Below are 21,090 nucleotides of genomic sequence, written 5' to 3'. Positions count from 1 at the left end.
AATAATTCAAGTGAATTTGTTTGAAAGAAGAACTTTAAAAGCTTTATTTTCACCCGATAAAATACCCATAAAACAAGAGGAAGCTCATTTGAGCTTCCTCTTGTGAAAAATTGTGGGACAGCAATGCCTACATAGGTCGCTTTTTTTGAATATTCGATATTTATGCTACAGAATCTGCAGGATTGCGCCATAGGCTTTCTAGGTCATAGAATTTACGCGCTGTAGGCAGCATGCAGTGCACTACAACAAAACCTAGATCAATCAGGATCCATTCTGCATCACGTTCGCCTTCGATACCAAGCGGACGGAAACCTGCTTTACGTGCTTCTTCAGCAACATTATCTGCAAGTGATTTGATATGACGGGTTGATGTACCGCTTGCAATCACCATGGCATCTGCCACGTTGCTGATGCTAGCAACATCAAGCTGAACAACTTCTTTAGCCTTTACATCTTCGAGGGCTGCATGTACAACTTTCAAGCATGCGTTTACTGCTTGTGCATGAGAATTCATAGTGTGATCGTGAGAATTAGAAGCGCTGGGCGATGGTTCTAAATTCATAGGGAGTATAATTTCCTAACAATTATGCATGATCTAATATAGCGGTTTTAGCCCAAAATTTCAAATGCACCTTCCGCCGCTTTAGTCATACTCCGGGAAGAACTGTTCTTTCCAGCCAAAGGATTCTTCCGAAGTCCCCAGAGGTTTATATTCGGCTGCGACATAACCATTGTATTGGCTATTCTCTAACCATTGAAAAATCTCATAATATGGAATGGAAGCGGTATTGGGTTGATGACGCCCCGGGCAGTCTGCAAACTGGATATGACCAATCTCAGCAATATTTTCTTTTAAAGCTTCAAGCACATCTTCACCCATCATGGCCATGTGATAACAGTCATATTGCATTTTCAAGGCAGAATGATTGACAGCTTCCAGCATCTCCTGAGCTTGAGCCACATTCTGAATCAGGAAACGTGGCATGTCCTGACCGTTGATCATTTCAAAGACTGGCTGAATCTGATAATCAGAGAGCATGGAGCAGGCAATTTTCAGATTACTCGCCAAGGTGTTCAGGCAAGGAAGCAGGTCACAATCCAGTGGCTGTTTGCCGGCCAGAATATTGACACTCGGCACATTCAGAGCAGTCGCATATCGAATGGCTTGCTCTACGGCATGACGAAACTCGATTTCCTGTCCAGGGATACCGGCCAGACCGTGTCCACCTTGCATCAGATCACCAGCAGGCACATTAATCAGGCAGATATCAAGATCATGTAACTGAAGCTGCTGCTGAATCTGCTCAATACTCAGTTCATAGGGAAACTGGATTTCCACATGTTTAAAACCGTGCGCATGAGCCAAGGCAAAACGTTCTAACAGCGGTACTTCCGTAAAAATCATGGAGAGGTTAACGGCGAGTTTGGTCATGGGCTTTTCCTTGCTCAAGGCAGAATATTGAAATGTAATATTAGCGGTCTACGTGCTTTATAACAGTGGCCAGATCGGCTTCAGCAAATCCGTCTTGCTGATGGGTTTTGAGTTGAGACAGGGCTTGGCTGGCCACAGGAATATCCAAAGATAAAGTAGCTGCCAGTTGCACAGCATTGTTCAGGTCTTTAGACAATGTCTGCACTTTCCATTGCACGGGTTCAAACGTCTGGCTGGCCATACGTGGGGCCAGAATCTGAAAAGGCTTGGAGTCAGCAAAACCACCGGCTAATGCTGGTGCAAGCAGGGCAGTATCTACACCGGCACGATCAGCCAAAGCCACTGCTTCAGCAATCAAGGTGCTATTCGCTGCCACAATCAGCTGATTACAGATTTTAGTCGCCTGACCGGTTCCCGTATTCCCCATACGAGTAACACGTTGTGAAAGCACCTTATAGATTGGATCAAGTGCGGTAATAGTTTCTGTATCACCACCAGCGAAGATGACTAGCGTGCCTTGTTCTGCACCGGCTGTACCGCCAGACACAGGAGAGTCAATCCAGATCGCTTGTTTAGCTTGGGCCTGTTCAGCTAGAGTTTTGGTTTGATGTACGGAAAGACTGGAAAAATCGACAATAACCTGTCCAGCCACCAGATAGGGCTGAATCTGCTCAAAGACCGATTGCACTGCGGCATCATCTGCCAGACAAGTCAGAATAACCGGATAATTTGCAATTTGATCTAGAGATAGCGGAGTGGCTCCAAGAGCAAACAAAGGATCGCAGGCACTGGCCGTACGGTTCCAGACTGCAACTTGAAAACCTGCTTTTAGCAAGCGGGTTGCCATACGACTGCCCATGAGTCCCATACCTAAAAAGGCAATTTTGCTATCATGATCGAATTGCATTTTATCTCTCATCTTTTGATTTTGCTTCAGCCATAATTATCGATATTGACGTGGCACAAACTGCACGTCCGGATTTTTATCCTTCTTGCGTGCCAGTTGACTGTTTTTACCGAGTAACAGTTTAAGCTGCCAGATTTTTTCCATACGCAGTGACTTGTTGGGTTTGTGCTCCATCGCATCCAGCACAAATTTAGAGGCCATCAAGGCATCTGGAGAGCGTTGTAACATTTCTTCAGCCAAAGCTTGTGCTTTTGCTAATGGCTGTTCATCAACATGGGTGATCAGGCCAATTTCTTTGGCATAGGCACCTTCAAAAATACGTGCGGTTAAGGTCAGCTCTTTGGCCAGATCAATCCCGATCAGACCTTTGAGTGAACGCGTTAATCCCATGTCTGGTACTAGGCCCCAACGAGTTTCCATAATTGACATTTTGGTCGCAGGGTGGGCGATCCGGATATCCGCAGCCAGCGCAAGTTGCATACCTGCACCAAAGCAGAAACCTTCAATGGCTGCAATGACGGGGACAGGCAGTTCTTGCCAGACCAGAAAAGCTTTCTGGAATAAGCTCTGTCCAGGACGGATCAGTTCCCAAGCCGCATAGGCCCGATTTTTAGGATTATTTAAATCGGCCAAGTCAATGCCGGCACTAAAGACCTGCGCTTCACCGGTTAAAATGACACAACGCACTGACTTGTCTTTTTTAATCCGGTTCGCAATCTGCACCAGTTCACGCAGCAGGGCAAAGCTCATAGCATTACGTTTGTCTGGACGGCTGAGAGTAACCGTGGCAATTCCATTATTTTTTTCAAAGCGCACAAGTGACATGGTATTCATCCTTAATTTTTCTGTAAGCGAGCATAGCATGAGCAATCTGTGCTTGCATGACAGCGCAGTCATACAGATATGAGTAAGTAAAACAGTAATTTTTTAACCACTATGCTTGTTTAAAATTTGCTGGGCTGCCTGTTCTACCTGCTCAATCACTGCTTTCAGTTCATCCAGATATTTCAGTACTTCCTGAACAAAACTGTCATCGGCCTTACGGCGTTCCTTACGCAAGGTCGAGACAAACTGCTCAAAACTTCCGGTAACTTTTTGCAGAGTCGGTGTGCCGACATAACGAGTAGCCCCATAGAGACGGTGCAAAACATGTTCCAGCTGCGGAAAATCTTCCAGTTCAATTAATTGCTCAATTTCATCCAGCTCTTTTTCAAAACTGTCGACCAGCATGCTGAGCAGATCGACGGCCAGATCTTCTTTATTGGCCGCCAGTTGCAGGCTTTGCTGCCAGTCCAGAATATTCGGATCTAGCGCATCAATGACATTGGCACGTTCCAGCACCGGAATCTTTTTAAAACTCTCAGTCGTCCAATGCGTCAGGATCTGCACGATCTGATCAATCTGAATAGGCTTAGTGACATAATCATCCATACCATTTTGTAGCAGTTTCTGTTTCTCATCGGAAAGGGCATGTGCTGTCAGGGCAATAATCGGCAGACGCTGATGATTTTCAAAAGTTGATTCCAGTGAACGGATTGCACGCGTGGTATCGATACCGGACATCACTGGCATCTGGATATCCATAAACACCAGGTCAAAGGACGGCAGACCCTGTTCATAACGGCTCTGGATGATATCAATCGCTTCCTGTCCGCTAATGGCTTTGGTCGTGGTGACATTCAGTTCGGCCAGTAAAGCTTCCAGAACAATCAGGTTCGGCAAATGGTCATCAACGGCAAGGATATGCAGTCCCTGACCATTAAAGTCTTCATGCTGTTCCTGATCGAAGACGGGTTGATTGCCGAGCAGTTGGATCAAGGCACTACGACTCAGTGGCTGATGCAGGGCACGAGCACGATGATCATTCAGCATGTTCGGATCTAGCTGCATCTGATAACCATACACAGCCAGATGCCCCTGATAGCGAGAGCGAATTTCTGTCAGTAGAGCCTGGCTATCGCCACTATGGTCAACAATCAGCCAGGTATTCTCAATATTCTGTAAATGGTTCAGACGACTGAACAGATCCAGAATGGAAGTCGATTCAATATGTTTAACGCGATAATTTTCCAGATAATGTCTCAAAACATTCGCTGTTGCCGGATGGGCAAGATAAGACACAACGGTCAGATCACTGAAGTCCGGATGTTCATGAACAATATCTTCATCCACCGGGAATTGGGCAGTAAACCAGAAGGTTGAGCCTTTTTCTGTTGGTGCACGTTCCTGGTTATCTTCAAAGCCGATCTGACCATGCATCAGGTGAACCAGTTGCTTAGAAATGGCCAGCCCTAGACCTGTACCACCGAATTGGCGGGTGACCGAGGTGTCGCCTTGCGAGAACGATTCAAACAGTTTCTTGCGGTCAGTTCCGCTCAGGCCAATGCCGCTGTCCTGAACACTGAAATGCAGCAGACATTGTCCAATATCATCGTGCTCCATGCGTGCCCGGACAATGATTTCGCCATCTGGAGTAAACTTGATCGCATTGGAAATCAGGTTGGTCAGAATCTGCTTGAAGCGTAGTACATCACCAATCACATGTTTTGGCACATTGTCTGCAAAATAGAATGCCATATCGATATGCTTCTGTGCAGCCAGTGGCGAGAGCATGTCCATCACATCGAAAATGGCTTCTTCCAGATCAAAAGGTGCGGTTTCCAGTTCCAGTTTGCCGGCATCGATCTTGGAGAAATCCAGTACATCATTGATCAGGGCCAGCAGATGCGCAGAAGATTTGCGGATGGTCTGTAAATACAGGCTTTGCTCATTGCTAAGATTGCCTTGACGCAGCAGCAGGTGAATAAAACCATCAATACTATTTAAGGGTGTGCGTAATTCATGGGAAATATTGGCCAGAAACACCGACTTGGCCTGGTTGGCCGAAATCGCCTGATCACGTGCCTGACGATAAGTAATATTTTGAACTTCTAAAGTATCTAGAGTACGGCGCAAATCATCTTCAGTCTGTTCGGTATGCTCGCGCAATTCCAGAAAACTGAAATGCAGACGTTTCACCACATTGGCAATATCACGCTGCAAAAGACGCAATTCACCGGTACTGTTAATCACCATATGCTGATCTAGGGTGTCGGCATTCAGGCGTTGTAGCTGCATGCGAATCTCATACATCGGTGCAATCCAGCGACGAGAATAGAAATTCAGACATAACAACAAGAGCAATAAGGTCAATAAGCCGGTCGCAATCAAAACGATCAGGACCCGGTAGCGGGCAATTTCTAAGGGCTGATTGTCCAGTTCGATCGCCAGCCAGCCTGCATTCATGCCATTTTCATTTACTTTGACTGCATAAATATGATTGTTTTTATCTAAGATCGGGCCAACAAAATTGCCGTCTTTTTTAAAGTCCGGCCAAGGCGCCTGTTCCTGAAACCCAATACCGAGTTTACTTTTACCATTTTCATCCAGAATAGCCGCACGAACCAGATGCTTTTCATTCAGCATATTTTGCATGGCGTCATGAGCTTGTTCATATTGCCATGGATAAAGGCTCAAAATGTCCAGCGCATATTCAGAAGTGGCCTGAAAACGGGTCAGAATCGCAATGGCCATCTGCTTTTGCTGGGCACGGGCCGCATTGGAAGTTTCCGAGATGACCAGAGCAGCACCAACACAGGCCAGAATAGTAATGGGTACAAAAATCAGTGCAATCAGCTGTCCATAAGCATGATTTAAGTGTAGGCGTTTAAACAGCTTTTTGTTGATATTTGACATGATTCAAGCAGTATTTTCCTTATGCTTTGCATATTAGCATGCTTTAAATCTACTGTTAAAATTTCAGCATTATTTTTCTAAAGCTTCAGATTAAGGCAAAAAATAAGAACTATTGCGCTGAACAGTCATTATGGGTGTTTGAGCAAACCTTTTTCAGGAGTAGAGGTGAGCTAAGTCACTGTCACGATTGAGGAGTTTTATCAAGCTAAAACGGGATGAATTGGCCATGCCGATTGTGATTTATACAGTTTTATGCAAAAGCACTGCTATAAATGGGTGCAGGGAAATGCATTTTTTCATACAATAGCCGCACCTCGATATAGGTGCAAATAATGAGTAATACCACCCCTGATTTTCAAGCAGACGAATTTTTACTGGACCATTATGTAGGCAAAACGCCACTGGTGCGTTTGCAGCGTCTGGCTAGTCACACTCAAGCCACAGTACTCGCAAAACTCGAAGGAAATAATCCGGCAGGCTCGGTCAAGGACCGTCCAGCGTATAACATGATCATGCAGGCGGAAAAGCGCGGACAGATCAAACCGGGTGATACCTTGATTGAGGCGACCAGCGGAAATACAGGGATTGCATTGGCGATGGTTGCGGCCATGCGTGGTTACAAGATGCAGCTGATTATGCCGAATAACATGAGTCAGGAACGTAAGGACGCAATGCGTGCTTATGGTGCTGAACTGATTGAAGTGACCAAAGAGCAGGGCATGGAAGGTGCGCGTGATCTGGCCTTGCAAATGCAGGCTGAAGGTAAAGGTCTGGTGTTAAACCAGTTTGGTAACCCGGACAATGTCGAAGCACATTATCTGACCACTGGTCCTGAAATCTGGCAGCAAACTGGCGGCAAGATTACGCACTTTGTCAGCTCAATGGGTACTACAGGTACAATCATGGGCGTATCTAAATATCTGAAAGAAATGAATCCTGATATTCAGATTGTGGGCCTACAGCCATCTGATGGTTCTAGCATTGCCGGTATCCGTCGCTGGCCAGAAGAATATTTGCCAACGATTTTTGATCGTAGCCGCATCGACCGTATTATCGATATTCCACAGATTGAAGCGGAACGCACCATGCGTAAATTGGCGCAAAAAGAAGGCATCAGTGCCGGTACATCTTCTGGCGGTGCAGTTTGGGCATCGATCAAGCTTGCAGAAGAAAATCCGGATGCAGTGATTGTATGTATCATCTGTGACCGTGGTGACCGTTACCTGTCTACAGGCTTGTTCTCTGTACAAGACCCTGAATAATTTTTGAGAAATCTTTTATGCGCCTGCCTGTTTTAACTTTCGATATTGAAACCCAAACCGATCTTAAATCAGGCGCGCATCTGTTTGGTCTGGATCTGCCCGAGGCTGATCTGGATCAGGCCCTGACCAAATTACGCCGTCAGGAATCAGGCTCGGACTTTCAGCGTCTGCCACTGCATGAGATTGTCTGTATTTCCGGTTTATGGATGGATGAACAGGGCATGCGCCTGTTTTCTTTCAGCCGTGAACAGTACAGCGAAGCAGAGATTTTAAAAAAATTCTTATCCATTTTTGACAAGCGTCATCCGACGCTAGTCAGTTGGAATGGCTCACAATTTGACCTGCCGGTTATTCTTTATCGGGCCATGTATCATGGCTTATCTGCCCCAAGTCTGTTCGATCAGGGCGAAATTGATACGCAAAAGCGTTATAATAACTACCAGAATCGTTACCATCAGCGTCACGTCGATTTGATGGATGTCATGGCCATGTTTCATGCCCGTCATTTTCAGAAACTGGATGATGTTGCTCATTTACTGGGTTATCCAGGCAAGCGTGGCGATGGTGGCTATCATGTACCGGAATATGTACGTAACCAGCAATGGAGCGAACTCACCAGCTATTGCGAAGGTGATGTGCTCAATACCTGGTTGGTTTATATTCGCTGGCTGTTGCTAAAAGGCCAGTTGATGTTGCCTGATTATCAGCATCTGGTGCAAAGTACGATTCAATACCTGCATACTCAGCCGCAACATGCAGATTTTTTATCAGTCTGGCGTGAAACCTCACAAAGAACTGAATTTACCCGTTTTGATTTTCCCATCTCCACATCCTAGGTTTTCATGAAACGTCGAGCACAACCACGTCCAGCACCGCAATCCGAGTATATTTTTCAGGTTGAATCACTCTCACATGAAGGACGTGGCATTGCTCACTATGGTTCACATCCGGATCATCCACTTGAAAAGCATGGTAAGAAAGTCTTTATCCGCTATGCCTTGCCGGGTGAAACCGTACGTGCCCGCATTACCCGTGAAGTCAAAAAACTGGAAGAGGCGGATAGCCTTGAGTTGCTCAGTGAGGCTTCCGAGATCAGGGTCAAACCTGTGTGTCCACATTTTGGCGTATGCGGCGGCTGCAATATGCAGCATATCCATCCAGATGCCCAAATTGAACTTAAGCAGAATGTTCTGAAATCACATTTGCAGCATTTTGCCGGGATTCAGCCTGTAGAATGGCTGCCACCGTTACGTTCACAACGTGAAGATTACCGTCGTAAAGCCCGGATTGGGGTGCGTTATCTGCCTCAAAAAGAAAAGCTGGTGGTCGGTTTTCGTGAAAACCAGTCCAACAAACTGACTTCGATTGACCGTTGCATGATTCTGGATCGCGAGTTTGGAGCGGTTACACGTCTTAAACAATTGCTCCAAAGTCTCGATGGTCAGGCAGATATTGGTCATATAGAATTGGCTATGGGTGATCATGACATTGCGTTGCTCATTCGTGAAACCGCAGAATTATCGGTAACAGATGTCAACCGATTGCGCCAATTTACGTTAGAGAAAGGTTGGCAGCTTTATTTGCAGCCTGCAGGCCAAGATTATTTGAAGCGGATTGATGAGCCTGAACAGGCAGCACGCTTACACTATGGTCTTGATGACTTTGATGTGGAATTCGGTTTTAATCCATTGGACTTCACTCAGGTCAATTCAACGATCAATCCGCAAATGGTGCGCTTGGCATGTGATTTGCTTCAATTACAGCAGGGCGAACGCGTTCTGGATCTGTTTTGTGGATTAGGAAACTTTTCTTTGCCACTGGCGCGCTGTGTTGGTGCGTCTGGTCAGGTGGTTGCGGTTGAGGGAAGTGAGGAAATGGTGCAACGCGGTGCGGAAAATGCTAACAATAATGGTATTGCACAAGTTTCGTTCTATTCACAAGATTTAACCAAAGATTTTTCGCACCAGTCTTGGGCAAATCAAGGATTTGATGCATTATTAATCGACCCGCCACGTGCTGGAGCAGAAGAAGTCATGCATTATATCCCTCAGTTTGGTGCCAAAAGAATCGTTTATGTGTCATGTAATCCTGCTACGCTTGCAAGAGATGCAGGGCTACTGGTACAACAAGGTTATCAGCTAACGAAAGCCGGTGTGATGGATATGTTTACGCATACCGGACATGTCGAGTCGATTGCCTTGTTCGAAAAAGAAAATTAAATAAACGATCAAAGAGATGATGTATCTAAAAGTAGGAGAAGGGTATGGTCACAGTACGTGAGCAACTGCCTGGGCGGCTCACTGAGTTGTCACAGGAGGCGACTGTAGAACATGCCGAACAAGCACAGCAGGATCTGACTGAATGGTTAGATCGGGTTCGTGGCATATTAGACGGGGCTCCCCTGAAGCAGCTCGAAGAAGTTGCCCGTTTAACCTTAGAAAAAGAGCTACAAAGTACGATTCAGCATCGCTCTAATACCTTCTATACCGGTATTGAAATGGCGGATATTCTCGCGCATCTCTATGTCGATGAAGATACTTTGTCCGCTGCCATGCTTTACCGCGCAGTACGTGAAGGCGTCATGCCACTGGCAGAAGTGCAGGAAAAATTCGGTGAACAGGTCTACAGTCTGGTCAAAGGCACGCTGTCCATGGGTAAGCTGTCTGAGCTGATTGAAAAAAATAAACGCCTGGAAGATCACTTTAATAATAACCAGCGTGAACATCTGTCTGGCATTTACAAGATGCTGATTTCAGTGACAGAAGATGTCCGCGTCGTGTTAATCAAGCTGGCAGAACGTACCTATGCACTGCGCGAACTGGCCAATTCTTCACGTGAACGGCAAGAACGGGTCGCACGAGAAATTCTCACCATTTATTCTCCTCTAGCGCATCGTCTCGGGATTGCCCAGTTGAAATGGGAACTCGAAGATCTGGCCTTCCGCTATCTGGCGCCAGAACGCTATAAAGAAATTGCCTCTTTGCTGAATGAAAAGCGTCTGGAACGTGAACAATATATTCAGTTCGTGATTGATAAATTGCGTGAAGAGCTGGCAGAACACGGCATTGAAGCTGAAATTAACGGCCGGGTGAAGCACATTTATTCGATCTATCGGAAAATGAAAAGCAAAAGCCTGAGCTTCGACCAGCTGTATGACATCCGTGCGCTGCGTGTATTGGTGAAAAGTGTGCCTGAGTGTTATCACACGCTCGGGATCGTACATCAATTGTGGCGACATATTCCGCATCAGTTTGATGACTATATTACCAATCCGAAGGCCAATGGTTATCGCTCTTTACACACAGCTGTGATTGCGGAAAACAAGTCACTTGAAGTGCAGATTCGTACTTATACGATGCATGAAGAGGCTGAACTTGGCGTATGCTCACACTTCAACTATAAGGAAGGTTCGAAAAATACCGATACTTCCTTTAATCATCGTCTGCACTCCCTGCGTGCAGTGATTGAGCATTATCAGGAACGCAATGAAGCCAGTGCACATAAGGATGAAGAAGAGGAAGTTGAAAATTTTGAGCATATTCAAGATTTTGAAGGCTTCGAAAAAATCTATGTGTTCAGCCGTGATGGTGATATTAAAGAGTTACCACGAGGTTCAACCGTACTCGACTTTGCCTATCATGTACATACGGAAGTCGGCAACAAATGCTATGCAGCCCGGGTCAACCAGCGCTATGTACCTTTAACCTATGCCTTGAAAACTGGTGAACAGGTTGAGATTCTGACCAAGAAAGACCGTGAACCAAATCGGGACTGGTTGGTTAATTCACTGGGTTATATCAAGACTGCACGTGCCCGTGACAAGTTACGTCACTGGTTCCGTCAGCAGGATCGCAGTAAGAATCTGGAAGTGGGTCGTGAAATTCTGAATAAAGAATTGGCACGTCTAGCAATTCACCCGAAATCAATCGACTTGGGTGATTATTGCAACCATTTCAATGTGAAAAGTGGTGAAGACATTCTGATTGGTCTGGTGAATGGTGATATCAGCCTGCATGCCCTGATCAATCAGGTGAACCGTCATATGCATCTGGATCAGGATGAGCCTGAACTGGTGCTGAAACCGGCGTTGAATCCGCGTGCCAGCCATACCTTGTCTGCACATGGTATTCTGATTGATGGTCTGGATAACGTCGAACTGCATGTTGCCCAATGCTGTCAGCCGGTACATGGTGAATCGATTGCGGGTTATATCACGTTGAATCGTGGTGTAAGCATCCACAAGGTGGCTTGTCCGGATTATGTACGCATGATCTCGCAAGAACCAGAACGTGCGGTAGAAGCCGACTGGGAAATGCAGCCGACTCGCGGTCAGAGCGTGCAGATTGTGGTGGAAGCCTATGACCGTCGTGGCTTGCTCAAAGACCTGACTCAGGTAATTTTCTCGGATCAGATCAATATCCGTCAGGTAAATACCATTTCAGAAGCGGATGGTATTGCCAATATGAAGCTGTTGATCGAAGTTAAAGGCTTGGCTCAACTTTCCAAATTATTGGCCCGTCTTGAACAGCAGCCGGGAATTATCAGTGCCCGCCGTCTGGTTCAAGGTAACTGATTCTTTTTAGGCATGATTAGAAAAGCCCGCAATTCAATTGCGGGCTTTTTTGTTATAAGGTGTGCTGAAGAGGGAAAAGAGCAAATAATAAACATGAGTGCCACGGAAATATTTGAACTGAGACGAAATAATCTGGCCAAAGTGATTGATCAGTTGATTGATAGCCAGCAGTTTAACAATGGCAAAGAGATTTGCGAGCACTTTGGTCTGTCTGCAGCCTATATTACCCAGCTATTGAACAGTAAGCGCCAGATTGGAGAAAAGGCTGCACGAGAACTTGAACAGCAACTGGGTTTGGAATGTTTAATATTGGATCGTGCTGAAGCACCTGTCATTGAAGTGGCATCTAGTCCTGTAAAAATAACTTTGTTCCAGATGCAGGTTGTTGAGCAGCAAGCCTTTAAAATGAAAACTATAGATTCGGCAGAAAGACTTTTACCATGGCTTAAATTGGAGCTTCAGCATTATGCCATTCAGGTCACAGGACAATATTATTTTCCGAGCCTAAAAGCAGGCTGGTGGTTGGTCTGTGATGCGCAAGCTGTATTACAGTCATCTGGCTTGGCGTGTCTTTATTTAATTAATGGACTGCAACTCATTGTGGAGCTGATGTCGGAAAACCAGGATAGCTATCAGATCCAAAGTCTGGATGAAAGCCGCAAGGTCAGTTTCCAAAAGTCTGATGTAGCTAAAATCCATCCTGTGATTGCCATAGTGCCTCAGCATTCAATTTTCTTAGACCAGAAAAAATTCAGCCCATCATAAGATGGGCTGAATAGTGAAATCGAAAACGGGCAGCTTATGGAAGCTGATTTTCGTCTTCAAATTCTGGTTTCACCTGAACAATAAAGTCCTGGCGATTCAGACCGCGCCACAGGGCAAAGGCTGTACCGATATAGATCGAAGAATAGGTACCGACAAAGACACCCACAAACATCGCAATCGAGAACCATTTCAGACCAGCACCGCCCATGATCATCATGGCCACTACAACCAGTAATAAAGTCATAGAAGTATGAATGGTACGGCGTAAGGTTTCAGTCAAGGCAATATTGATAATTTCAACAGGTTCGGCACCCCGGATCTTACGGAAGTTCTCACGGATACGGTCAGAGACCACGATATTATCGTTAAGTGAGAAACCGATGATCGCCAGTAGTGCAGCCAGAACCGTAAGGTCAAATGGCCATTGCATCATGGCAAAGATACCGATGGTCACCACGATATCGTGGAACAATGACAGTACCGCACCCATCGCCAGTTTGAACTCAAAGCGGATAGTGACATAGACCAGCATCAGCAAGAGGGCAAGAGCAACTGCACCCGCAGAACGCACATACAGCTCATTACCGACCTGTCCACCGACTACATCGACCTTAGGTACCTGAGCCGCATTGCCTGGCAGCTGAACTGCTGCAGTAACGGCTTTGGTAAGGTCTTCTGCTTCAATATCTTCCTGAACCGGCATACGTACCATCAGGTCACGTTCCGAGCCCAGAGTCTGCACGACAGCATCATCAAAGCCAGCTTTGCTGAGTGCCTGAGTTACATCATCAGGTTTTACCGGATTGGTATAGTTCAGCTCTGCTGAGACACCACCAGTAAAGTCCAGACCGAGGTTCAAGCCTTTGGTCGCAATAAAGAAGATGCTGGCAACCGTCAGGATGATAGAGAACACTGCCGCAGGCAATGCAATCTTCATAAACGGAATGATACGTTCGTCTTCAGGACGACCATACTGTTTTTGATTCAGTTGAGTATTTTCAGTCATCATCGATCTCCTAAATGCTCAACTTTTTCAAGTTACGTTTTTTGCCATAGATGATCTGTACGATCGCACGGGTTACGGTAATCGCCGTAAACATCGAGCAGACAATACCAATCATCAGGGTGACAGCAAAGCCTTTGATTGGACCAGTACCAATTGCGAACAGAATGAACGCGACCAGGAAGGTAGTTAAGTTCGAGTCGAAAATGGTGTTATAGGCTCGATCATAACCGGCCACAATTGCCTGTTTCGGCGAGGCGCCCCATTTCATTTCTTCCCGTATCCGCTCACAGATCAGTACGTTGGCATCGACCGCCATACCGATAGTAATCACGATACCGGCAATACCCGGCAGGGTGAGGGAAGCGCCAATCCATGACATCACTGTCAGAATCATCGCCAGGTTAACAACCAGTGCGAAGTTGGCAATCACACCAAACAGACGGAAGAATACGACCATCCAGATTGCTACCAGAATGAAGCCGATTTGAGTAGAGAGTACGCCTTTATCAATATTTTCCTGACCCAGACTTGGACCAATCACACGTTCTTCAACGAAATACATTGGCGCAGCCAGCGCACCGGCACGTAGCATCAAGGCAAGCTCAGAAGCTTCCTGAGGTGAGTCTAGACCGGTAATACGGAATTGAGAGCCCAATACCGCCTGAATGGTTGCAGCGTTAATCACCACAGATTCAGTATATGGCGTACGCACTTCAGTTTGTGCACCAGTTGCCGGATCTTCTACGTAGCTGATCTTTTGCTTGTTCTCGATGAACAGTACCGCCATACGTTTGCCTACGGCATTACGTGTGGCATCTGCCATCAATTTACCGCCAGCGCTGTCCAAAGTAATATTAACTTCAGCACCGCCAGTATCTTGGCTAAAGCCAGAAGATGCATTTTGTACACGTTCACCGGTCAAAATACGGTTACGGTTTAGCAATAACTGACGACCACTGTCCAGAGATTCATAAGCAAATGCCTGAGTTCCTGCTGGAGCTGTACCACTTAATTGGCCAGTATAAGGATCGATGTATTGATCATTCAGATCAGACACCAGACGGAATTCCAGGTTCGCCGTACGACCCAAGACACGTTTTGCTTCTGCGGTATCCTGTACACCCGGAAGTTCAACCACAATACGGTTGCTACCTTGGGTTTGTACCAGCGCTTCAGCCACACCTAACTCGTTAATACGGTTACGTAAAGTGGTTAAGTTCTGGTTCACCGCATAAGATTCGATTTCCTGCTTACGCGTATCGGTATAGTTGAGGCGTAAAGTCGAACCTGTTTCAGTCGCCACTGCCTGCTGGTTGAATTCATTGCCATTACGGCGCAAGAAATCCATGACGGCAGCACGATCATCATTATTGGCAAACTGCACAACAATGGTGTTATTGCTTAAATTCAGGCTATTGAATTTCAGGTTGTTATCACGCAGCTGACGACGCAGGTCAGTTGCTGAGGTGTCCATGCGCTGTGCAATTGCCTTGTCCATATCCACTTCGAGCAGGAAGTGAACACCACCACGTAAGTCCAGACCCAGTTTCATTGGTTTGGCACCAATTTTCTGTAGCCATTCTGGAGTGGTTGGAGCAAGGTTAAGTGCTACGACGTATTCATCACCTAAACCACGGCGTAAAGCTTCTTTGGCTTTCAGCTGTGCTTCACTTGAATTTACACGTAATAAAGCAGCGTTATTACTAAAGCTATTGTCGTGAGTTGCAATATTTTCAGTTGTTAAAATCTGCTCTGCTTTTTGTACGATGCCTGCGTCAATCTGAGTACCGGCTTTGGCACCCGAAATCTGTACAGCAGGTTCATCTGGATACAAACTTGGCAGGGCATATAAAGTACTGACCACCAGGACAACCAGGATCAGCACATATTTCCATGCTGGGTAACGCATTCGTTTTCTTCTTAAAATGAAAAAGTCGTGCGGGGAGCACGACTAATTTTGATTAAATGTTATTTAAAGTGCCTTCAGGCAGAACTGAGATCACACTCGCACGTTGAACTTTGACTTCTACACCGCGGCTCAACTCAACGACTGCGAAATCACCTTCAATTTTAGTGATTTTGCCCATTAAGCCGCCTGCAAAAACGACTTCGCTGCCTACGCCAAGGCTGTCAACCAGAGCACGGTGCTCTTTGGCACGTTTTGATTGAGGGCGCCAGATCAAGAAATAGAAGATTGCAACAAAAACCGCAATCATCAAAAGGTTAGCCATCAAGCTTGGTTGTTGTGCAGCTTCACCTGCAGCGTGAGCAGTCGAAATAAATAGGCTCATTTCATTTTCCTAAAATAAAAAACTGGTGATCAACTTGATAATAAATTGACATATTCTTGCAATTTACCCTGTCTTTTTCCTCAGCGCAAATGCTGAAAGATTAATCTTGTGGACAAGGTGGAACTTCCAGGCCACGACGAGCGTAAAAGTCCTGAACAAATTCATCAAAAGTTCCGTTATCCAGCGCATTGCGGATATCTTCGGTAAAACGCTGGTAATAACGCAGGTTATGGATGGTACCGAGCATAGAACCCAGCATTTCTCCACATTTCTCTAAATGGAACAGATAAGCACGGGTAAAGTTCTGACAGGTATAGCAGTCACAATGTGGATCAAGTGGGCTTTGATCATGACGGTATTGGCTGTTACGGATACGCACCAGACCATCGGTCACGAAATAATGACCATTACGTGCATTTCGGGTTGGCATGACGCAGTCGAACATGTCTACACCACGGCGGATACCTTCAACAATATCTTCCGGTTTGCCGACACCCATCAGGTAACGCGGTTTATTTTCCGGCATTTTGTTCGGAAGATAATCCAGTACCTTGATCATTTCTTCTTTCGGTTCACCAACAGACAGACCGCCAATTGCATAACCGTCGAAGTCAATCCCAAGCAAGCCCTTTAAGGATTCATCACGCAGGTCTTCATACATCCCGCCCTGAATAATCCCAAACAGAGCATTTTTATTGTTGAGTTCATCATGATGATGTTTCTTGCAGCGCTCAGCCCAGCGCAAAGACAGTTGCAAAGATTTCTGCGCTTCTTCATGGGTCGCTGGATAAGGCGTACATTCATCAAAAATCATCACGATATCGGAGTTCAATGTATGCTGAATTTCCATTGAAATTTCAGGTGAAAGGAAAACTTTTGAACCATCAATTGGGGAGCGGAAGGTCACGCCTTTTTCTTCAATCTTGCGCATTGCACCCAGACTGAAGACCTGGAAGCCGCCTGAGTCAGTCAGAATCGGTTTGTCCCATTTCATGAAACCGTGCAGGCCACCATGCTGCTTGATGACTTCAAGTCCAGGGCGCAGGTACAAGTGGAAGGTATTACCGAGGATAATCTGTGCTTTAATACCTTCAACATCACGTGGCAACATGCCTTTAACCGTGCCATAAGTACCAACTGGCATAAAGACAGGTGTCTCTACTACGCCATGTTCAAGCGTTAAACGACCACGACGGGCACGACCCGACTGACCTAATTTTTCAAACTTCATAAGAGTTCCAAATCAAGGCGAAAAAACAGTTCGCTGATTACTAATGCGAATTAAAGGGCGCTATTTTCCTTGATTCTGACCTTAAACGCCAGCATTGTAGAGAATTCACTCTGTAATTTTATTTATCGATGAATAGAGGAAATATCAGGTGAAAGAGGTAAGTTTGCAGAAAATTGCTGTAAACGCTGCATAATTTCTTCCCGGCTCAAGGCACAGCTACCATCAGGTTCAGCCGCCATGGCAGCAATATGCTGGATCAATTTTTGGATATAGATATTGCTGTCGATAAAATAGGATTCCAGCGTCAGTAAATAGGCATCCTGCGCCACTTGTAGATAGTCATAAGGCTCTATCGTGAGCATTTGTTCCAGATCAATCAGAATATCCTTATCACTTTGTGAGAGTTTTAAACGTTTATTGACTCTCGGTTGAGACAGGGTCTGTCTGGAAGCTAAAAAGTCCTGCAATAAGCGACTGTCGGAATTGAGTTCAAGTGCAGATTGGTATTCACATTCGGGTTGGATCGGAACGCTGAGGAAAAAAATAATCGAATCTAGATCCAGACCATAAGCTTCAGATAATTTGCGTTTGGCTTGTTTAAAAGTTTCTAGCAATAAATCCAAGTGAGTAGCAGGAAGCTGTTTTTGTTGAGCTAAGACAGGATGGCCAAAACTATGCTGGGTTTTAAAATACTCTGCCAGCAAAGTTTTAAAAGGCATGAGTTCAGATTGTGAAGAGCTTTGGCTTTTATAGCGCCATTTTCGTACATTCCAGCGATCCCGTTCGGCCAGATATTGCTGTGGATCTTCAGGGTCCTGAAAAATGCTACGTTCTGTGGAAATCGCCAGATCATCCAGCAATAAAAATTCGTCAAAGACCAGACTACAGGCATAGATGTGGTCATCCTGATAGCGGTCATACAGCTGATAAAATTCCTTGACCAGCGTCTGTTGCAAGTGTTCTAAATAATCCAGCATGATTTTTTATTCTTTTTATTGGGTTTTTATAAGTGTATTGCTTTATCTCTCGCTATTGCATCATAAGCCAATGTATTGCAAATCAAAAACTATAAAATGTAATGATTTTTCTCAGTGAAAGTTCGGACGATAGTCAAAGTTTTGAGTCACGGTCTGGTCACGGAAAGGGCGTACTGCTTTCTTTCTGAGAAACATGTTATTGATAATATTGTGCGGGAAAATCTGAATCTGGTTATTGAAGAGTTCGACATTGCGGTTGTAGATGGTAATTGCAGCGCCGACATTTTCATTCTGTTCTTCAATTTCATTCATCATTTTCAGATAAATGTCATTAGCTTTCAGTTCAGGGTAGTTTTCAATCACCACATTCAGGCTGCGCATCAGTTCTTTATTCAGGTTTTCAACCCGTTGTAACTGGGCAATATCGGCATCCTGAATATTCAGGCTCATAATGTTCTGGCGCAGTTCAGTGACTTTCTCTAAAGTTCCTTTTTCAAAACTGGAATATTGCTCAACCAGAGGTTGCAGACCATCCAGGATTTTTAGTTTTTGCCGCTCATAGTTGGCGACATCGGACCATGCACGAATAGTGGAGTTATGATGGCGCACAATGCTGTTACGAATCATGATAATGGCAATAATGACCAGAAGCGGGATAATGACAAAAACAAAAAATCCCATAAAAGTAGTCCCCAGAAAAAAATAATTATTTTAAAAATTGCGTCAGATCAGTATGTAACTTTTCCAATTCTATTAATTTAAACGTTCTGAGATGGCCACGCAATGTGGAAATATCGTTAATTTTATGGTGTTTACTGGATACCTGAAATAAATCATGTGGTCCCAGATAACAGAGCATATGGCTCTCCGGGTGAAACAATAAATCGCCCTGACGCTGTTCAAAAAAGTCCGCTAGTCGAAGTACAAAACCAGGCGTGAGCATTTTGGCCATTTGCATCGGATCACTGCCAAAGAAATTTAACTTCTGGTTGGTGCGAATGTCGCTGCTGTGCCAGGGATAAGCATAAGGATAATGAAATTTCTTTCTGGAGGTAGTCACGGCTAGCCCCTGAATCTGAACATCAAAAACAAATACCCCCCAAAGGTCTTTATGTACCTGGGTCAGTTTGACCGGCTGACCTTCCTTATTGCGTACCTGAACTTCGTGCACATAATGATATTGAAAGACCAGAACCTGATGTTGTTGACCATCTTCATCTTCCCAGACAGTGCTGGCATAGCGTGAAATCTCATTACTTAGAGAACCTTGATTAAATACCGGGAACAGACGTTTTAAATGGCTAATAAAATGTTGGGGATTGAGTGGAATAGAAATATGTTGTGGCTGTTTCTGAAAAGCCAGCTGGTATTTTTTGGCGAGCGCCTCATCTTCCAGATAGCGAATGACTTCATCTAGTGGCTGGCGATGTTCATAGCTGATATAAGCCCAGAATACCAGTAGGCATCCAAAGAAAACACCGCTTTGCATCCAGATATTGGCCGGTGCCACAAAGATGCAGCCAATCAGAAAGAGTCCGATTCCGGCCAGAGCAAACGGTAAATTATTTTCAAATTTTAAGCTAATTGGGCCGTTCCATGGATGCAAGCCATCCAATAATTCCTGATGGCTTTTGGCCTGACGACCCAGATCCCAGAGCCGGGCGATATTGCGAAACACCACTTCATTTTTCTTGCGTCGAATATGAATGGAGTGCTGCACAGACTTGATCGGCATGGGGAGGTTTCCTGCTGATTACTGCGCTTGATCAATCAGCATGGCATCGCCATAACTGAAGAAGCGGTATTTGCATTCAACCGCGTGCTTGTAAGCATTCAGGATGTTTTCGCGGTTAGATAGAGCCGAAACCAGCATGAGCAAGGTAGATTCCGGTAAATGGAAGTTGGTGATTAGACGATCCACCACTTTGAACTCATAACCCGGATAGATGAAGATTTGAGTATCACCGGTCCAGCCTTTTAGTTCACCGCCATTGGCCTGAGCCGCACTTTCGGTCGCGCGGGTTGCGGTCGTACCCACAGCAATGACTTTATTGCCGCGCGCTTTAGTGGCTTTGATCAACTCCATGGATTCATCCGATACCTGACACCATTCGCTGTGCATGATGTGATTTTCGATATCATTGGTACGCACCGGCAGGAAAGTACCTGCACCGACATGCAAGGTCACAAAGGTTTTCTGAATGCCTTTTTCTTCCAGTTTCTTCAGCAACTCTTCATCGAAGTGCAGGGAAGCGGTAGGAGCAGCAACGCTGGCCAATTTAGTCGGATCATTGAAGACAGTCTGATAACGAACCGTATCAATCTCTTCGGCTTCACGATTAAAATAAGGTGGAATTGGCAGTGCGCCGTATTTGTCTAAAACATCCAGAATCGGCTGAGAAAACTCGACAATAAACAGATTTTCATGACGGCCTTGAACAGTGACTTTGACTTCATCTGGACCGATAAATAATTCTGCACCGGCTTTGGGTGTGTTGCTGGCCTTGATATGACAATGCGCAATGAACTGATCCATCATACGCTCAACCAGTACTTCAACTGCACCACCAGAGGCACGTTTACCTTTCAGGCGCGCTTTCATCACTTTGGTATCGTTCAGAACCAGCAAATCGCCTTCATTCAATAAATCCAGAATATCGGTAAATTGATGATCGTGATATTGGCCTTGTGCATCAAGGTGTAACAGGCGAGAAGCACTGCGTTGTTCAAGAGGATAGCGAGCAATCAGCTCATCAGGGAGATTGAAACTAAAATCAGAAAGTTGCATGACAATTTACGATAAAAAAACTGCGGCTAGTATAAACTTTTTTCTTTTTTATGGCGGGAATTGCTCGATTATAAAACAAAAAAATAAGAATTGTTTTAAAATTAGGCAAATGTGTTTTTTCTG

At 45.2% G+C, this 21,090-nt stretch carries 18 protein-coding genes; 5 read left to right on the top strand and 13 right to left on the bottom strand.

Translation table 11 applies throughout. The annotated features are described in order from the left end of the window. Positions 1–160 precede the first annotated feature (160 nt). The 5 genes from rsfS to FTU03_RS10735 form a co-directional block, all read right to left on the bottom strand. Entirely contained in the window at positions 161–562 is a 402-nt protein-coding gene (gene rsfS / locus FTU03_RS10755; protein ID WP_004783634.1) for a ribosome silencing factor, read from the bottom strand. Positions 563–643: 81 nt separating this feature from the next. Next, positions 644–1,432, bottom strand: coding sequence for a hydroxypyruvate isomerase family protein (locus tag FTU03_RS10750; RefSeq protein WP_179992989.1), 789 nt, complete (start codon positions 1,430–1,432; stop codon positions 644–646). Positions 1,433–1,472: 40 nt separating this feature from the next. After that, a complete protein-coding gene (locus FTU03_RS10745) occupies positions 1,473–2,339 on the bottom strand; it encodes an NAD(P)-dependent oxidoreductase (RefSeq protein ID WP_179992988.1) in 867 nt (288 codons plus the stop codon). A gap of 36 nt (positions 2,340–2,375) precedes the next feature. Further along, the gene (locus tag FTU03_RS10740; RefSeq protein ID WP_005233879.1) at positions 2,376–3,164 is read right to left on the bottom strand and encodes a crotonase/enoyl-CoA hydratase family protein; all 789 of its coding nucleotides are present in this window, start codon (positions 3,162–3,164) and stop codon (positions 2,376–2,378) included. 102 nt (positions 3,165–3,266) lie between these two features. Continuing rightward, complete coding sequence (locus FTU03_RS10735; protein WP_179992987.1) at positions 3,267–6,074, bottom strand: ATP-binding protein; 2,808 nt, start codon at positions 6,072–6,074, stop codon at positions 3,267–3,269. A gap of 332 nt (positions 6,075–6,406) precedes the next feature. On the opposite strand from FTU03_RS10735, the gene cysM reads away from it, so the two are divergent. The 5 genes from cysM to FTU03_RS10710 all read left to right on the top strand — a co-directional run bounded on the left by cysM (position 6,407) and on the right by FTU03_RS10710 (position 12,674). Further along, positions 6,407–7,336: a cysteine synthase CysM gene (cysM, locus tag FTU03_RS10730; RefSeq protein ID WP_034702431.1), complete on the top strand. Its 930-nt coding sequence runs from the start codon at positions 6,407–6,409 to the stop codon at positions 7,334–7,336. Between the two features lie 17 nt (positions 7,337–7,353). Further along, on the top strand, positions 7,354–8,172 hold the full coding sequence (locus tag FTU03_RS10725) for a 3'-5' exonuclease (protein ID WP_179992986.1): 819 nt from the start codon (positions 7,354–7,356) through the stop codon (positions 8,170–8,172). A 6-nt stretch (positions 8,173–8,178) separates the two neighbouring features. Continuing rightward, positions 8,179–9,555, top strand: a complete 1,377-nt coding sequence (rlmD, locus tag FTU03_RS10720; RefSeq protein WP_179992985.1) for a 23S rRNA (uracil(1939)-C(5))-methyltransferase RlmD — start codon at positions 8,179–8,181, stop codon at positions 9,553–9,555. A gap of 44 nt (positions 9,556–9,599) precedes the next feature. Beyond that, a complete protein-coding gene (locus FTU03_RS10715; protein ID WP_179992984.1) occupies positions 9,600–11,909 on the top strand; it encodes a bifunctional (p)ppGpp synthetase/guanosine-3',5'-bis(diphosphate) 3'-pyrophosphohydrolase in 2,310 nt (769 codons plus the stop codon). 93 nt (positions 11,910–12,002) lie between these two features. Then, positions 12,003–12,674, top strand: a complete 672-nt coding sequence (locus FTU03_RS10710) for a hypothetical protein (protein WP_179992983.1) — start codon at positions 12,003–12,005, stop codon at positions 12,672–12,674. A 34-nt stretch (positions 12,675–12,708) separates the two neighbouring features. Here the strand turns inward: FTU03_RS10710 and secF are convergent, their stop codons facing one another. From secF to queA, 8 genes are all read right to left on the bottom strand, one after another. Beyond that, a complete protein-coding gene (gene secF, locus FTU03_RS10705) occupies positions 12,709–13,683 on the bottom strand; it encodes a protein translocase subunit SecF (protein ID WP_171064806.1) in 975 nt (324 codons plus the stop codon). A 7-nt stretch (positions 13,684–13,690) separates the two neighbouring features. Next, complete coding sequence (secD, locus tag FTU03_RS10700) at positions 13,691–15,589, bottom strand: protein translocase subunit SecD (RefSeq protein WP_159123076.1); 1,899 nt, start codon at positions 15,587–15,589, stop codon at positions 13,691–13,693. Positions 15,590–15,641: 52 nt separating this feature from the next. Next, a complete protein-coding gene (gene yajC / locus FTU03_RS10695) occupies positions 15,642–15,971 on the bottom strand; it encodes a preprotein translocase subunit YajC (protein ID WP_004783613.1) in 330 nt (109 codons plus the stop codon). A 100-nt stretch (positions 15,972–16,071) separates the two neighbouring features. Further along, a complete protein-coding gene (tgt, locus tag FTU03_RS10690) occupies positions 16,072–17,202 on the bottom strand; it encodes a tRNA guanosine(34) transglycosylase Tgt (RefSeq protein WP_159123075.1) in 1,131 nt (376 codons plus the stop codon). 122 nt (positions 17,203–17,324) lie between these two features. Next, positions 17,325–18,179, bottom strand: coding sequence for a DUF4303 domain-containing protein (locus tag FTU03_RS10685; RefSeq protein WP_179992982.1), 855 nt, complete (start codon positions 18,177–18,179; stop codon positions 17,325–17,327). A gap of 111 nt (positions 18,180–18,290) precedes the next feature. Then, positions 18,291–18,860, bottom strand: coding sequence for a LemA family protein (locus FTU03_RS10680; protein WP_179992981.1), 570 nt, complete (start codon positions 18,858–18,860; stop codon positions 18,291–18,293). Between the two features lie 25 nt (positions 18,861–18,885). Continuing rightward, entirely contained in the window at positions 18,886–19,914 is a 1,029-nt protein-coding gene (locus FTU03_RS10675) for a hypothetical protein (RefSeq protein ID WP_179992980.1), read from the bottom strand. An 18-nt stretch (positions 19,915–19,932) separates the two neighbouring features. Then, a complete protein-coding gene (queA, locus tag FTU03_RS10670) occupies positions 19,933–20,967 on the bottom strand; it encodes a tRNA preQ1(34) S-adenosylmethionine ribosyltransferase-isomerase QueA (protein ID WP_179992979.1) in 1,035 nt (344 codons plus the stop codon). Between the last annotated feature and the right edge of the window lie 123 nt (positions 20,968–21,090).

The sequence above is a fragment of the Acinetobacter sp. YH12046 genome (assembly GCF_013419905.1).
In the GTDB taxonomy this organism is placed as follows: domain Bacteria; phylum Pseudomonadota; class Gammaproteobacteria; order Pseudomonadales; family Moraxellaceae; genus Acinetobacter.
This window is presented reverse-complemented; position numbering and strand designations above follow the sequence as displayed.

Bases quoted from the DNA above. Each gene is read 5' to 3' on its own strand.
- rsfS (WP_004783634.1), bottom strand. From the start codon at position 562: ATGAATTTAGAACCATCGCCCAGCGCTTCTAATTCTCACGATCACACT.
- FTU03_RS10750 (WP_179992989.1), bottom strand. From the start codon at position 1,432: ATGACCAAACTCGCCGTTAACCTCTCCATGATTTTTACGGAAGTACCG.
- FTU03_RS10745 (WP_179992988.1), bottom strand. From the start codon at position 2,339: ATGCAATTCGATCATGATAGCAAAATTGCCTTTTTAGGTATGGGACTC.
- FTU03_RS10740 (WP_005233879.1), bottom strand. From the start codon at position 3,164: ATGTCACTTGTGCGCTTTGAAAAAAATAATGGAATTGCCACGGTTACT.
- FTU03_RS10735 (WP_179992987.1), bottom strand. From the start codon at position 6,074: ATGTCAAATATCAACAAAAAGCTGTTTAAACGCCTACACTTAAATCAT.
- cysM (WP_034702431.1), top strand. From the start codon at position 6,407: ATGAGTAATACCACCCCTGATTTTCAAGCAGACGAATTTTTACTGGAC.
- FTU03_RS10725 (WP_179992986.1), top strand. From the start codon at position 7,354: ATGCGCCTGCCTGTTTTAACTTTCGATATTGAAACCCAAACCGATCTT.
- rlmD (WP_179992985.1), top strand. From the start codon at position 8,179: ATGAAACGTCGAGCACAACCACGTCCAGCACCGCAATCCGAGTATATT.
- FTU03_RS10715 (WP_179992984.1), top strand. From the start codon at position 9,600: ATGGTCACAGTACGTGAGCAACTGCCTGGGCGGCTCACTGAGTTGTCA.
- FTU03_RS10710 (WP_179992983.1), top strand. From the start codon at position 12,003: ATGAGTGCCACGGAAATATTTGAACTGAGACGAAATAATCTGGCCAAA.
- secF (WP_171064806.1), bottom strand. From the start codon at position 13,683: ATGATGACTGAAAATACTCAACTGAATCAAAAACAGTATGGTCGTCCT.
- secD (WP_159123076.1), bottom strand. From the start codon at position 15,589: ATGCGTTACCCAGCATGGAAATATGTGCTGATCCTGGTTGTCCTGGTG.
- yajC (WP_004783613.1), bottom strand. From the start codon at position 15,971: ATGAGCCTATTTATTTCGACTGCTCACGCTGCAGGTGAAGCTGCACAA.
- tgt (WP_159123075.1), bottom strand. From the start codon at position 17,202: ATGAAGTTTGAAAAATTAGGTCAGTCGGGTCGTGCCCGTCGTGGTCGT.
- FTU03_RS10685 (WP_179992982.1), bottom strand. From the start codon at position 18,179: ATGCTGGATTATTTAGAACACTTGCAACAGACGCTGGTCAAGGAATTT.
- FTU03_RS10680 (WP_179992981.1), bottom strand. From the start codon at position 18,860: ATGGGATTTTTTGTTTTTGTCATTATCCCGCTTCTGGTCATTATTGCC.
- FTU03_RS10675 (WP_179992980.1), bottom strand. From the start codon at position 19,914: ATGCCGATCAAGTCTGTGCAGCACTCCATTCATATTCGACGCAAGAAA.
- queA (WP_179992979.1), bottom strand. From the start codon at position 20,967: ATGCAACTTTCTGATTTTAGTTTCAATCTCCCTGATGAGCTGATTGCT.